This is a genomic window from Pseudomonas sp. CFBP13528 (assembly GCF_005233615.1).
GTDB classification, from domain to species: Bacteria; Pseudomonadota; Gammaproteobacteria; order Pseudomonadales; family Pseudomonadaceae; genus Aquipseudomonas; species Aquipseudomonas fluorescens_AM.
In genome coordinates this window covers 54,563-68,020 of the sequence record NZ_QGAJ01000008.1, presented here as the reverse complement: position 1 = coordinate 68,020, position 13,458 = coordinate 54,563, and the positions used below count along the sequence as shown (strand labels likewise).

The window sequence follows — 13,458 nt, the reverse complement described above, 5'->3', positions numbered from 1 at the left end:
TGTTGGAAGGTGGCCCCTGGAAGTTGAAGTGTCATTAGGGATAGGAGGCTTATTTATGACGTATGTATCTCGACGTGTTTTCAATCCGGGTAATGTGTCCGAATATAGTCATCAGCCGCAACACGGCTGCGCACCCGACGACCAACAGCGTCCAGGCGCCAACGCCCCCGCGCTTTGGGACACATCCTTGCGTGTCGACGATCCCTACTATCGCGCAGGCTCCGGTAAACCCTCGTGGTCTACGGAGGCGATGGCGCGCAACATTGACAGGAGGGGGCGTCGGTTGACAGACAGCAATCGCGATGGCGTCGTGCGGGTCGGTTATACGTTTAATGAAGTTGCATCACAGGAAAGCAAGTTTAACGAAACACAAAAAGCACAGGCCAGACGTTCAATGCAATCCTGGGCGGATGTGGCGAATATCAAGTTTGAAGAAGATGCTGTTGACGCTGAAGCGCGGCTGCGGTTCGTCAACAGTGACAACCAGCAGCCACCGGTGGCGGACGGCTTGTTCTCGAGTTATCAAGGACGGGTACGGGTTAACCCCGACTATTCGGATAACCGCGCGCCGGCAGTCAACAGCTTCGCGCGCCAAACGCTCACTCACGAGATCGGACACACATTGGGCGCCGCGCATACGGGCAATTATGATGCGTCGTGGGGGCCTTCCAACTATGCAGACCACGCCGCCTACGCACAAGACAGTCGGGGCCACTCCGTCATGAGTTATTTTGCGCCGAGCAATACCGGTCAGGACTTCAAGGGCCAACATGCCTCGTCGCCGTTGATGGCTGACATTGCCTGGTCTCAGCGGGTCTATGGTGCCAATCACCAGACCCGTAACAGCGATACCACCTACGGGTTCAACTCCAATACCCAGCGAGACGACCTGTCCTTGAGTTCATCGCGCAACCGTGCTGTCTTTTGCGTCTGGGATGGGGGTGGCAACGATACGTTGGACTTCTCCGGATATCATCAGGACCAGGTGATCAACTTGCGTGCCGAATCCTTCTGCGACGTAGGGGGAATGAAGGGCAATGTGTCCATCGCCAAGGGCGTTGTCCTGGAAAACGCCATCGGTGGTTCGGGCAATGACGTGCTGATCGGAAATGACGCCGACAACCGCCTCAAAGGCGGCGCCGGCGCGGACCGCATGCGCGGCGGTGCGGGCAGCGATACGTTTGTATACGACAATGCCGGTGATTCGACGTTGTACGCCCCGGACCAGGTGACCGACTTTGTCAGTGGTCAGGACAAAATCGATATTGGCGCGCTGTTGCGCAAACATGACATCCGTTCGCTGACATTCGTCAGCCAGTTCACCGGGCGGGCAGGCGAGGTGGGCGTGGGCTACGATCCGCACACGAACGAGTCGTGGGTCGTACTCGACTTGACCGGCAATGGCGAGATTGACCTGTACCTCGAGAGCCAGGGGCAAATACTGCATACCGATATTGTTGGCGATGTACCTGTCAGCTATCACTACGCCTGAACCTTTCATCGCGGCTACGGGACATTGACCGCAGACCGCGCACTGCGTAGCCTTGCCTGCTCGAGGTTCTTCGGCTGCGGCCGAAGCTAAGAAGGGAACGCGGTACAAGCCGCGGCTGCCCCCGCAACTGTGAAGGGTTCACCTGACTGCAATGCCACTGCCGATACGGCGGGAAGGCGCAGCCGGCGCCGGTCGCAAGACCCGCAAGCCCCAAGCCAGGAGACCTGCCTCGCAATCGATTTTTCAATTCAACCGGGCGGGGTGATCCGGTGACGAAACCCGCTGCTGCGCGCCGCCGCAGGGCCTGTCGTCCCGTATGCCCGCCCCAAAGGGCATCCGATGAAAACACTGGCCAAACTCCCCGTCACCATCGTTACCGGCTTTCTCGGCTCGGGCAAGACTACGTTGCTGCGTCATATGCTCGACAACGCCCAGGGCCGTCGCATTGCCGTGATCGTCAACGAGTTTGGCGAGCTGGGCATTGACGGTGAAATCCTCAAGCAGTGTTCCATCGGTTGCACCGAGGAAGAAGCCAACGGCCGCGTGTACGAACTGGCCAACGGTTGCCTGTGCTGCACCGTTCAGGAAGAGTTCTTCCCGGTGATGCGCGAACTGGTGGCCCGACGCGGCGACCTTGACCACATTCTCATCGAAACCTCGGGCCTGGCCTTGCCCAAGCCATTGGTCCAGGCCTTCCAATGGCCGGAAATCCGCAATGCGTGCACCGTGGACGCGGTGATTACCGTGGTCGACAGCCCGGCCGTGGCTGCCGGCACCTTCGCCGCGTTCCCGGATCAAGTCGATGCCCAGCGCAAACTCGACCCGAACCTGGACCACGAGTCGCCTTTGCACGAATTGTTCGCCGACCAATTGGCCAGCGCCGACCTGGTGATCCTCAACAAATCCGACCTGATCAGCGCCGAAGACCTGGCCCGCGTGCGCCTGGAAGTCGCTGAAGAGCTGCCGCCGGCGGTGAAGATCATCGAAGCCAGCAGCGGTCGCCTGCCGTTGGACGTGCTGATTGGCCTGGGTGCGGGCTCGGAGGAGCACATTGATGCTCGCCACAGCCATCATGATCATCACCACGACGGTGAGGACCCCCTTAATCACGACCACGATCACGACGCCTTCGACTCGATCTCAATCGACCTGCCTCAAGCCGACGAAGCCCTGTTGCTCGACGCCCTGACCCAACTGGTGGTGCAGCACGGCATCCTGCGCGTCAAAGGTTTCGCTGCGATCCCGAACAAGCCGATGCGCCTGCTGATCCAGGGCGTGGGCACGCGCTTCGACAAGCACTTTGACCGGGCCTGGGGCTTGGAAGAAGCACGCACCACGCGCCTGGTGCTGATCGGCCAGGAACTGGATGCCGTGGGCCTTGAAGCGCAACTGCGCGCTGCCCTCAGCGTTTAACCATGCACCTGCTCAGGACCCAGCCCGGTGGTTTCGTCGCGGACGACACTATCGCCGACCTTGGCCAAACCCCTGCCGAACTGGTGATCCTGTGCAGCGGCGACTCCAGCCTGGCGCTGCTCGCCGAAGCGGCGCAGCAATTGCCCGAGGATTACCCCAGCCTGCGCCTGGCCAACCCGATGCAGGTGCAGAACCACGCCTCGGTCGACCTGTACGTCGATGAGGTGCTGCGCCACGCCAAGGTCATCCTGATTTCCTTGCATGGCGGCATCGGTTATTGGCGCTACGGCATCGAGCGCCTGGTGGAACTGGCCGAGCGCGGCGTCACGCTGATCCTGATGCCGGGGGATGATCGTCCGGACCCGGAACTCAGCGGCCTGAGCACCGTCGCCGCCGAACAGCGCGAGCGTCTGTGGCACTTTTTGCGCCAGGGGGGCCTGGGCAATGCGCTGGACTTTTATCACTGTCTGGCCAGTGCCCATCTGGGCCGCGACTATGCCTGGGCCGAGCCGCAAACCTTGCCGCGTACGGCGATCTATCACCCCCACAGAGCCAATGCCCGCCTCAATGACTGGCAGGCGGATTGGCGCGCCGACGTCCCCGTGGCTGCGGTGCTGTTCTACCGCTCCCACTTGCAGGCGGCCAATACCGGGTTTATCGATGTGTTCTGCCAGCGCTTGCAGGCAGCGGGCCTGAACCCGTTGCCCATCGCAGTGGCCAGTTTGAAAGAGCCCGGTTGCCTCACGGTGGTCGAGGACCTGTTGGACGAGGTGCAAGCCGCGGTGATACTCAACACCACAGGCTTTGCCCAATCCAGCCCGGAAGCACCGCACCTGCGCCCGTTTCGGCGCAATATCCCGGTAATTCAGGCGATCTGCGCCCAGGATAACCAACCCGGCTGGGAAGCCAGCGCACAAGGGCTCGGCCCCCGCGACCTGGCGATGCATATCGCCTTGCCAGAGCTGGACGGGCGCATCATCAGCCGGCCGATCAGCTTCAAGGACCTGGCCTGGCACAGTGAGCGCAGCCAGTCGGACGTGGTCTGCTACCGCGCCGCGCCCGAGCGCATGGATTTTGTCGCCGAACTGGCGCGCCGCTGGGTCGAGCTGGCTCGGCTGCCGAATGCGCACAAGCGTGTCGCATTGATCCTGGCCAATTATCCAACCCGCGACGGCCGTATCGGCAACGGCGTGGGCCTGGATACGCCGGCGGCAGCGCTGAACATCCTGCGCGCGTTGCAAGCCGAAGGGTACCCGGTGCCGTCCACCTTGCCGGACAGCGGCACCGCCTTGATCCACGCATTGCTGGGCGGCGTCACCAACGACCTGGACAGCCTCGACCTGCGCCCGTGCCATCAAAGCCTGGGCCTGGACGACTATGAAGCGATGTTCCAGCGCCTGCCTGAAGCCAATCGCCAGGCCGTGCTCGCGCGTTGGGGCGCACCGCATCAGGACCCGATGTGCCGCGACGGCCGGCTGATGATCGCCGGCCTGCGCCTGGACCAGACCTTCGTCGGTATTCAACCGGCGCGGGGTTATCAGGTTGATCAGAGCGCGGTGTATCACGACCCTGACCTGGTGCCGCCCCACGGCTATCTGGCGTTCTACTTCTGGCTGCGCCGAACCTACGGCGCGCATGCGCTGATTCATGTGGGCAAGCACGGCAATCTCGAATGGCTGCCCGGCAAGGGCGTGGGCCTGTCGGAAAACTGCTGGCCGGACGTGCTGCTCGGGCCGCTGCCGAATATCTACCCCTTTATCGTCAATGACCCGGGCGAGGGCGCCCAGGCCAAGCGGCGTACCCAGGCGGTGATCATCGACCACCTGATGCCGCCCCTGACCCGCGCCGAAACCTACGGCCCGCTACGCGACCTGGAATTGCTGGCCGACGAATATTACGAAGCGCAGTTGCTCGACCCGCGACGCGCGCTGGAATTGCAGAAAGACATCCTCAAGCTGGTGCGCGAAACCCGTATCGATCAGGAACTGGAGCTGGACGGCGAGGCCGATGCCGACATCTGGTTACCGCGCCTGGACACCTACCTGTGTGACTTGAAGGAATCACAGATCCGCGACGGCCTGCATATCTTTGGCGAGTCGCCGGCGGGGCGCTTGCGTATCGATACCTTGCTGGCCTTGCTGCGCATTCCCCGTGGCGATGGCCGTGGCGCGCAATCGAGCCTGTTGCGGGTGTTGGCCAAGGCGTTCGAGCTGGGTTTCGATCCGCTGGACTGCGCGCTGTCAGAGCCGTGGACCGGGCGTCAGCCGGAAGTGTTGCGCACGCTCGACGCACAGCTGTGGCGCACCGCCGGTGACACCCGCGAGCGCCTGGAGCTCTACGCGATGCGCTTGATCGAGCAGGCGCTGGAGGGGCCGCTGGAGCAGTTGGAGGAAGCCGGCTGGGAAGAGGTGAAGGCGGTGGTCGAAAGCTTGCGCATTGTCGTGGCGCCGCGCCTGGATGCCTGCGGCCCGGCAGAAATGCGCGGCCTGCTGGACGCCCTGGGTGGTCGCTTTGTGCCGGCCGGTGCCAGTGGCGCGCCGAGTCGCGGGCGCCTGGATGTATTGCCCACGGGGCGCAATTTCTTCACCGTGGATGTGCGCAACCTGCCGACCACCACGGCCTGGCGCATCGGGTTCCAGTCGGCCAATCTGCTGCTTGAACGGCACCTGCAGGACCACGGCGATCATTTGCGCCAACTGGGCCTGTCGGTGTGGGGCACTGCCACCATGCGCACCGGTGGCGACGATATCGCCCAGGCCATGGCGCTGATGGGCGTGCGCCCGGTATGGGCCACCGGCAGCCAGCGCGTGGATGACTTCGAAATTCTGCCGATCAGCCTGTTGGACCGTCCGCGTGTCGACGTGACGCTGCGCGTCTCCGGCTTCTTTCGTGACGCGTTCGCCAACCTGATCCGCCTGTTCGATGCGGCGGTGCAAGCGGTGGCGGCCCTGGACGAGCCGGATGACATGAACCCGCTGGCCGCCAAGGTGCGCAGTGAGCGCCAAGCGCTGCTTGAGTCGGGCCTGGACGCAGCGTCCGCGGCGAAACAGGCCGGTTGGCGCATTTTCGGCGCCAAGCCAGGCGCCTATGGCGCGGGCGTGCAGGGCGCGATTGACGGTCGCCTGTGGCAAAGCCGCGAGGACTTGGCCGAGGTGTACCTCAATTGGGGTGGCTACGCCTACGGCGGCGCCGACGAAGGCACCGCTGCCCGTGGGCAATTCGCCCAGCGCTTGAGCCAGGTGCAGGCGGTGCTGCAGAACCAGGACAACCGCGAGCACGACGTGCTCGACTCCAATGATTACTATCAATTCCAGGGCGGCATGCTCGCCGCCGTGGAAACCCTGAGCGGCGACAAGGCCGCCAGCTATCATGGCGATCACAGCCAGCCGGACCTGCCGAAAATCCGCACCTTGAAGGAAGAGCTGAATCGGGTAGTGCGTTCCCGTGCGGCCAACCCGAAGTGGATCGAAGGCGTGAAGCGTCACGGCTATAAAGGCGCGTTTGAAATGGCTGCGACCGTGGACAACCTGTTTGCCTTCGACGCCACCACCGCGTTGATCGATGATCACCAATACGCGCTGCTCGCCGACGCCTACCTGCTCGACCCTGACACCCGCGCGTTTGTGCAACAGCACAACCCCGACGCCCTGCGCGACATGACCGAGCGCATGCTCGAAGCCCAGCAGCGCGGCATGTGGCAAGCGCCCGGCGCTTACCGCGAAGCGTTGGAAAACCTGTTGCTGGATATGGAAGAAGACAGTTGATGACCGATATTGCGCATTTCCCTCTGGCCGCCGTGGTCGCTGCCGATGAGCTGAAACTGGCGCTGTGCCTGAACGCGATCGATCCCAGGATCGGCGGTGTGCTGATCGAAGGCCCGCGCGGCATGGCCAAGTCCACCCTGGCCCGTGGCCTGGCGGACCTGCTCGCCAGCGGGCAGTTTGTCACCTTGCCCCTGGGCGCGACCGAGGAGCGCCTGGTCGGCACCCTGGACCTGGACGCCGCGCTCGGCGAGGGCCGTGCACAATTTTCCCCCGGCGTGCTGGCCAAAGCCGATGGTGGCGTGTTGTACGTTGATGAAGTCAACTTGCTGCCTGATCATTTGGTCGATCTGTTGCTTGATGTGGCTGCCAGTGGCACTAACCTGATCGAACGTGATGGCATCTCCCATCGGCATGCGGCGCGTTTTGTGCTGATCGGCACGATGAATCCGGAAGAGGGAGAGCTGCGCCCGCAGCTGCTCGACCGCTTTGGCTTCAACGTGGCCTTGAGCGGGCAGACGTTGCCGGCCGAGCGTGGGCAGATCATCCGTCGTCGCCTGGATTTCGACAGTGACCCCGTCGCGTTCTGTGAACAGTGGGCGCTGCCGCAAGCCGCTTTGCGCGAACGCTGCACCCAGGCGCGCGCACGCCTTGACAGTATCGAGCTGGATGACCGTGCCCTGGAGCAGATTACCCAGCGCTGCTTTGCCGCAGGCGTGGACGGGATGCGCGCCGACCTCGTGTGGCTGCGCGGCGCCAGGGCGCATGCCGCCTGGCGCGGGGCCGGCGCTATCGCCGAGGAAGATATAGACGCGGTCGCGGAATTTGCCTTGCGTCATCGACGCCAGGAGCAGGCACCGGCGGCCAGTCCGCCCAACCAGGCCCAAGCCCCCCAACCCTCGGCCCCCTCGCCGGGCCAGGGCCAATGGGGCGATATGCCCGCGCCGGCCCTGCCCACCGGGCCCCGCCGCGATGTTCCCGCCTGGCCAAAAAAGCCCTAGGCATTCGCCCTCGACCTGACGCGGGGGCGGATGCCCGACCCAAGGCAGGGCGGCTGGATAATGGCAGGCAAGGCAAGGCGCGCAGTGCGCGCCAGGGCCAAATCAACTGGCCGGTCACCTTGCTCGGCGGCAGGCCGCAACGCCGTGAAGATTTACGCTGGCAGGTGCGCAGCCGCTCTGCCCAGGAGCTGTGGCTGGTGATTGTCGACGCCTCGGCCTCCACCCGGCGGCATCGCGCGTTGAGCGATGCCAAGGGCCTGCTGGCGCAGGTGTTTGATGACGCCTACCGACAACGTGCGCGCCTGGCCTTGTTGACGGCCAGCGGGCAAGCGCCGAAGTGGCAGGTGCAAGGCTTGAAAGCGGCAAAAAGCCTGGCAGACTGGCTTGAGCCGCTCGGCGCCGGTGGCGGTACGCCGCTGCTGGCAGCCTTGACCGAGGCCGGGCATTGGTTGGTGGCACGGCGCAAGCGTTATCCGGCAGAGCTGCAGCGCTTGCTGGTGATTACCGATGGGCGGCTCAAGGTGATCGATGGGGTGCCGCTGCTGGCGTGCCCGGGATTGCTGGTGGATATCGAGCGCGGGCCGATCCGGTTGGGACGGGCGCGAGAGCTGGCTATTGGGTTGCAGCTGGATTATCGGCATATCGATGATGAGTAGTGCCTGGCCAGCCGCCATCGGGGGCAAGCCCCCTCCCACAAGGGAAACGCATTCCAAATGTGGGAGGGGGCTTGCCCCCGATGGCGGCCTCCAATACACCACAGATTTATCAGACTGCCCCACGCACATCTGGAATGCGTTCCCCTGTGGGAGGGGGCTTGCCCCCCGATGGCGATCTTGAATACACCGCAGATTATCAGCCCGCCCCCGGTACATTCGGCCAAAGGTCGGCGACTAAAAACAGCCGCTCCGCTTCCTCCCACTCTTCACCGCTCTGCACCAGCCGCACCAGCAATTGCGCTGGCGCCATCGGGTCCAGGTGTGCCAGCCAGCCGCCCATCTGCTCCTCACTCCACACCTCAGCCGCGGGGTAATGCGCCGGTGCCAGCCACGCATGCCGGGGCAGGGGTTGCCAGCGGCCGACGGGGCAGGTGCTCACAAATTCCGGCCAATCGCGCTGATGCAACCAGCGCCCACGCAGATGCTGTGGGTGGGCGCCCACGGGCGAGCCGGCCTGGCCCGGCCACGGGTAAAGCAGATACCCGCCCAGCCACAGGTGCGCATCGAACTGCTGGATATCCAGCGCTGCCAAGGCTTCGCGACTTTCGGCCCGTGCCGAGATCGGCAATTGATGCTGGGCCAGGTGGGCCAGCTTGCGGTCGAGCCGGTCATGGCAGCCGGGGCCGAGCCATTGCGCGGTGTCCTGGCCGTTGCCGTCCTGTGGGCCAAGATAGAGCTTGATCGCCAATTCCAGGTGATGCACGCCGTCGCGGTCGCGCAGCAGCATATCCAGCTCGCCCAGGGTGTGCCCGGCACGGCGGATCGGCAGGTTGGCCGCCAGCAGCTCGACGCCGGGTGCATGCTGCACGGCGAACTGCCACAGGCGCTCATAGTAGAGCCCCAGGCGCCGGGTGCGCGCCAGGCTCAGCCAGTGCTGCAGCGCGCGGCTGTCCTGATCGAGCGCACGTAACCAGGCGTCGAGCATTTGCGGCGACTGTACCCAGTCACTGCCCGCCAGCGGGTGGCGTTGCGGCCACGGCGTCTGTGCGAGCATCGGTGGGGCGAGCATCACCCACGCCAGGTCGCGCACCTCGGGGTGGCGCAGTTGGCGGGGCAGGGCGTGCAGATCAGGGAACAGAGTCATGGTGCGAGCATAGCCTCTTGAGTCGCGTGCAGGTGCCTGGGAGCCGCCTGAGAACCATTGTCATTGCAGCCCGGCGGCGACAAAGGATTTTGCCTGACGCGGCCTTTCGCCCATAATCCTTTCTTTTTGCCACACCCCTATGCCCGCAGGAGCCCCATGGAGCAATTTCGCAATATCGGCATTATCGGTCGCCTGGGCAGTACCCAGGTGCTGGACACCGTCCGCCGGCTGAAAAAATTCCTGCTGGAACGCCACCTGCATGTGATCCTCGAAGACACCATCGGTGAAATCCTGCCGGGCCACGGCCTGCAGACCTCGTCGCGCAAAATGCTCGGCGAAGTGTGCGACATGGTCATTGTGGTCGGCGGTGACGGCAGCCTGCTCGGCGCGGCCCGTGCCCTGGCGCGGCATAACGTGCCGGTGCTGGGGATCAACCGTGGCAGCCTGGGGTTTCTCACCGATATTCGCCCCGACGAGCTGGAAGTCGAAGTGGCCAAGGTACTTGATGGCCACTACCTGGTGGAAAACCGCTTCCTGCTGCAGGCCGAAGTGCGCCGCCACGGCGAAGCCATCGGTCAGGGCGATGCCCTCAATGACGTGGTGCTGCATCCCGGCAAGTCCACGCGAATGATCGAGTTCGAGCTGTATATCGACGGCCAGTTCGTGTGCAGCCAGAAGGCCGACGGCCTGATCGTCGCCACGCCGACCGGCTCCACCGCGTATGCGCTGTCGGCGGGTGGCCCGATCATGCATCCCAAGCTCGATGCCATTGTGATCGTGCCGATGTATCCCCATATGTTGTCGAGTCGGCCGATTGTGGTCGACGGCAACAGTGAGCTGAAGATCGTGGTGTCCAAAGACATGCAAATCTATCCGCAAGTCTCCTGCGACGGGCAGAACCATTTCACCTGCGCCCCCGGTGACACCATCACCGTGAGCAAAAAGGCACAGAAGTTGCGCTTGATCCATCCGCTGGACCACAACTACTACGAAGTGTGCCGCACCAAGCTGGGCTGGGGCAGCCGCTTGGGGGGTGGAGGCGACTGATGCTCGATCCCGCGCGCAGCTACGACCTGATTGGTGACGTGCACGGTTGCGCCCACACGCTGGAGCACTTGCTCGACCGGATGGGTTACCACAAGCAGGGCGGCACCTGGCGCCATCCGTCGCGCATGGCGGTGTTTCTCGGCGATATCATCGACCGTGGGCCACGCATCCGCGAAGCGCTGCACATCGTCCACGACATGACCGAGGCCGGCCAGGCGCTGTGCATCATGGGCAACCATGAGTTCAATGCGCTGGGTTGGACCACGCCGGCACCGCCGGGCAGCGGCAAGCAGTTCGTGCGCGAGCACAACCCGCGTCATGCGCGGTTGATCCAGGAGACACTGACGCAGTTCGAACAGCACCCGGCCGACTGGCACGACTTCCTCGGCTGGTTCTATGACATGCCGCTGTTTGTCGACGCCGGGCGTTTCCGTGTGGTGCATGCGTGCTGGGACGAGGGCTTTATCCAACCGCTGCGCGCGACCTTCCCGGATGGCTGCATCGATCAGCACTTCCTGCAGGCCGCCGCCGTACCGGGCAGTTTTGCCTGCAACGCATTCGATCGCCTGTTGCGCGGCACCGACATGCGCCTGCCGCACGGCCTCACCCTGACCGGTGGCGATGGCCTGACGCGTTCGTTTTTCCGCACCAAATTCTGGGAAGACGACCCGAAAACCTACGGCGACATCGTGTTCCAGCCCGACGCCTTGCCCGAGCCCGTGGCGCGCACGCCGTTGTCCTCCACGGAAAAGAACACCCTGCTGCGCTATGGCGTCGACGAGCCGTTGTTGTTCGTCGGTCATTACTGGCGCAGCGGCAATCCGGCGCCGATCCGCCCGAACCTGGCCTGCCTGGACTACAGCGCGGTGCTGTACGGCAAGCTGGTGGCGTATCGCCTGGACCAGGAAACCCGACTGGATCCGCATAAATTCGTCTGGGTCGACGTTGAGCGACCTGAGGTTATTCAATGAGTACCGTGGCTGTATTGCGCCTGCCCCTGAGTGTCGATCTGGGCGGTTTCGTCAAATTGCTGCACCGCATGCAGGTGCCCCATCGCGTCAGCGAGGAAGCGGGCGAGCAAGTGCTGTGGGTGCCCGAGAGCATCAGTGACGACGTGCGCGTGTTGTACCAACGCTTTCCCGCCGGCGACCCGGACCAGCAACTGGATATTCCCGAGCAGGCACCGGTTGCGCGCGCCAGCTTTATCCAGCAGGTCCGGCACAGTCCGGTCACGGCACTGGTGCTGCTGGCAAGCCTGATCGTTGGCGCGGTGACGCTGCTCGGCGAAAACCTGCAGACCATGGCCTGGCTGACGTTCCTGCCGTTCCGGGTGCTGGGCGAGTACATCCAGTTCACGCCGTTGGCCGACAGCCTGGCGTCCGGGCAATGGTGGCGGTTGGTCACGCCGATGCTGATTCACTTCGGCATCCTGCACCTGGCCATGAACGGCATGTGGTACTGGGAGCTGGGCCGACGTATTGAAGCGCGCCAGGGCGGCATCAATCTGCTGGGCCTGACTCTGTTGTTCAGCCTGGTTTCCAATTACGCGCAGTACGCTTACGGCGGCCCGGGCCTGTTTGGCGGTTTGTCCGGCGTGTTGTATGGCCTGCTCGGGCATTGCTGGATCTTTCAGTTACTCGCGCCCAACCCGGCGTATCGCCTGCCCCGTGGGGTGCTGGTGATGATGCTGGTGTGGCTGGTGCTCTGCCTGTCGGGGCTGGTCTCGATGATCGGCTTCGGTGAAATCGCCAACGCGGCCCATGTGGGCGGCCTGGTTATCGGTTGCCTGACCGGCTTGCTGGGCGGGTTGTACAACCGCCGCAAATCGCCTATTTGATAAGGAAGAGCCTCATGTCCTCTTTTGCTGAAATGATCGAAAACATCACCCCGGACATCTACGAGAGCCTCAAGCTCGCCGTGGAAATCGGCAAGTGGTCCGACGGCCGCAAGCTCACCGCCGAACAGCGCGAGCTGTCGTTGCAGGCGATGATCGCCTGGGAACTGCAGAACCTGCCCGAAGACCAGCGCACCGGCTACATGGGCCCGCAGGAATGCGCGTCGAAATCGGCACCGGTGCCGAACATCCTGTTCAAGTCGGATGCGATCCATTGATTGAAATCGGTCGCGGTGCAGTCAGCAAAATGTCGGTAAAACTCGGTGAGCCGACCGTTCAGTACGCGTTTCGCCTTGGCGACACCGAGGTGCCGGTCAACCCGTTGATCGGCACCCATATTCGCCTGGAATACCTCGGTGCCATTCATTGCAGCCATTGCGGCCGCAAGACCAAAAACAGCTTCAGCCAGGGGTATTGCTACCCGTGCATGACCAAGCTGGCCCAGTGTGACCTGTGCATCATGAGCCCCGAGCGCTGCCATTACGACGCCGGCACCTGCCGCGATCCGGGCTGGGGTGAAACATTCTGCATGACCGACCATGTGGTGTACCTGGCCAATTCGTCGGGGATCAAGGTCGGCATCACCCGTGCCACGCAGTTGCCGACCCGCTGGCTCGACCAGGGCGCCAGCCAGGCGCTGCCGATCATGCGTGTGGCCACGCGCCAGCAGTCCGGCTTTGTCGAAGATCTGTTTCGCAGCCAGGTGGCCGACAAGACCAACTGGCGTGCGCTGCTCAAGGGCGACGCGCAGTCCGTCGACCTCAAGCAGGTACGCGATGAGCTGTTTGCCGCCTGCGCCGAAGGCTTGCTCGGTTTGCAGGAACGCTTTGGCCTGCAGGCCATCCAAACCATTGCCGACGTCGAGCCGATCGAGATCCGCTACCCGGTGGAGCAGTATCCGGCCAAGATCGTCAGCTTCAACCTGGACAAGAATCCGATTGCCGAAGGCACGCTGCTGGGAATCAAGGGCCAATACCTGATCTTCGACACCGGCGTGATCAATATTCGTAAATACACGGCCTACCAGCTCGCCGTGCATCAGTAGAAGGA

11 protein-coding genes and 1 riboswitch are annotated in these 13,458 nt (G+C 63.6%); of the genes, 10 read left to right on the top strand and 1 reads right to left on the bottom strand.

Annotated elements, in window-relative coordinates:
- The first annotated feature begins 55 nt into the window (after positions 1–55).
- The 5 genes from PspCFBP13528_RS16470 (at position 56) to PspCFBP13528_RS16450 (ending at position 8,323) form a co-directional block, all read left to right on the top strand.
- Positions 56–1,492: a M10 family metallopeptidase C-terminal domain-containing protein gene (locus PspCFBP13528_RS16470; protein ID WP_153227156.1), complete on the top strand. Its 1,437-nt coding sequence runs from the start codon at positions 56–58 to the stop codon at positions 1,490–1,492.
- A 46-nt stretch (positions 1,493–1,538) separates the two neighbouring features.
- Positions 1,539–1,739, top strand: a riboswitch (cobalamin riboswitch).
- Between the two features lie 92 nt (positions 1,740–1,831).
- The gene (gene cobW, locus PspCFBP13528_RS16465) at positions 1,832–2,905 is read left to right on the top strand and encodes a cobalamin biosynthesis protein CobW (RefSeq protein ID WP_137200726.1); all 1,074 of its coding nucleotides are present in this window, start codon (positions 1,832–1,834) and stop codon (positions 2,903–2,905) included.
- Between the two features lie 2 nt (positions 2,906–2,907).
- Entirely contained in the window at positions 2,908–6,669 is a 3,762-nt protein-coding gene (cobN, locus tag PspCFBP13528_RS16460; RefSeq protein WP_137200724.1) for a cobaltochelatase subunit CobN, read from the top strand.
- A complete protein-coding gene (locus tag PspCFBP13528_RS16455; protein WP_137200722.1) occupies positions 6,669–7,667 on the top strand; it encodes an AAA family ATPase in 999 nt (332 codons plus the stop codon). Before cobN ends, PspCFBP13528_RS16455 begins: the two co-directional genes overlap by 1 nt.
- Before the next feature lie 53 nt (positions 7,668–7,720).
- A complete protein-coding gene (locus tag PspCFBP13528_RS16450; RefSeq protein WP_101220752.1) occupies positions 7,721–8,323 on the top strand; it encodes a VWA domain-containing protein in 603 nt (200 codons plus the stop codon).
- A gap of 196 nt (positions 8,324–8,519) precedes the next feature.
- On the opposite strand, the gene PspCFBP13528_RS16445 is transcribed toward PspCFBP13528_RS16450, so the two are convergent.
- On the bottom strand, positions 8,520–9,467 hold the full coding sequence (locus PspCFBP13528_RS16445) for a DUF1853 family protein (RefSeq protein WP_137200720.1): 948 nt from the start codon (positions 9,465–9,467) through the stop codon (positions 8,520–8,522).
- Between the two features lie 156 nt (positions 9,468–9,623).
- Here PspCFBP13528_RS16445 and PspCFBP13528_RS16440 point away from each other — a divergent pair, with 156 nt between their 5' ends.
- The 5 genes from PspCFBP13528_RS16440 to PspCFBP13528_RS16420 are packed head-to-tail and all read left to right on the top strand — an operon-like array spanning position 9,624 to position 13,453.
- Positions 9,624–10,514: an NAD(+) kinase gene (locus PspCFBP13528_RS16440; RefSeq protein ID WP_057725186.1), complete on the top strand. Its 891-nt coding sequence runs from the start codon at positions 9,624–9,626 to the stop codon at positions 10,512–10,514.
- Positions 10,514–11,485 carry a metallophosphoesterase gene (locus tag PspCFBP13528_RS16435; protein WP_065949649.1) on the top strand — a complete coding sequence of 324 codons (972 nt, stop codon included), beginning with the start codon at positions 10,514–10,516 and terminating at the stop codon, positions 11,483–11,485. The genes PspCFBP13528_RS16440 and PspCFBP13528_RS16435 overlap by 1 nt, the downstream gene beginning before the upstream one ends.
- Entirely contained in the window at positions 11,482–12,351 is an 870-nt protein-coding gene (locus PspCFBP13528_RS16430) for a rhomboid family intramembrane serine protease (RefSeq protein WP_101220724.1), read from the top strand. The genes PspCFBP13528_RS16435 and PspCFBP13528_RS16430 overlap by 4 nt, the downstream gene beginning before the upstream one ends.
- A 14-nt stretch (positions 12,352–12,365) precedes the next feature.
- On the top strand, positions 12,366–12,626 hold the full coding sequence (locus PspCFBP13528_RS16425) for a DUF1315 family protein (RefSeq protein WP_065895393.1): 261 nt from the start codon (positions 12,366–12,368) through the stop codon (positions 12,624–12,626).
- The gene (locus PspCFBP13528_RS16420) at positions 12,623–13,453 is read left to right on the top strand and encodes a DUF2797 domain-containing protein (RefSeq protein ID WP_065949651.1); all 831 of its coding nucleotides are present in this window, start codon (positions 12,623–12,625) and stop codon (positions 13,451–13,453) included. Before PspCFBP13528_RS16425 ends, PspCFBP13528_RS16420 begins: the two co-directional genes overlap by 4 nt.
- The last annotated feature ends 5 nt before the right edge of the window (positions 13,454–13,458 follow it).

What these genes read in the sequence shown, in the direction of transcription:
- PspCFBP13528_RS16470 (WP_153227156.1), top strand. Translation starts at nt 56, where the DNA reads ATGACGTATGTATCTCGACGTGTTTTCAATCCGGGTAATGTGTCCGAA.
- cobW (WP_137200726.1), top strand. Translation starts at nt 1,832, where the DNA reads ATGAAAACACTGGCCAAACTCCCCGTCACCATCGTTACCGGCTTTCTC.
- cobN (WP_137200724.1), top strand. Translation starts at nt 2,908, where the DNA reads ATGCACCTGCTCAGGACCCAGCCCGGTGGTTTCGTCGCGGACGACACT.
- PspCFBP13528_RS16455 (WP_137200722.1), top strand. Translation starts at nt 6,669, where the DNA reads ATGACCGATATTGCGCATTTCCCTCTGGCCGCCGTGGTCGCTGCCGAT.
- PspCFBP13528_RS16445 (WP_137200720.1), bottom strand. Translation starts at nt 9,467, where the DNA reads ATGACTCTGTTCCCTGATCTGCACGCCCTGCCCCGCCAACTGCGCCAC.
- PspCFBP13528_RS16440 (WP_057725186.1), top strand. Translation starts at nt 9,624, where the DNA reads ATGGAGCAATTTCGCAATATCGGCATTATCGGTCGCCTGGGCAGTACC.
- PspCFBP13528_RS16435 (WP_065949649.1), top strand. Translation starts at nt 10,514, where the DNA reads ATGCTCGATCCCGCGCGCAGCTACGACCTGATTGGTGACGTGCACGGT.
- PspCFBP13528_RS16430 (WP_101220724.1), top strand. Translation starts at nt 11,482, where the DNA reads ATGAGTACCGTGGCTGTATTGCGCCTGCCCCTGAGTGTCGATCTGGGC.
- PspCFBP13528_RS16425 (WP_065895393.1), top strand. Translation starts at nt 12,366, where the DNA reads ATGTCCTCTTTTGCTGAAATGATCGAAAACATCACCCCGGACATCTAC.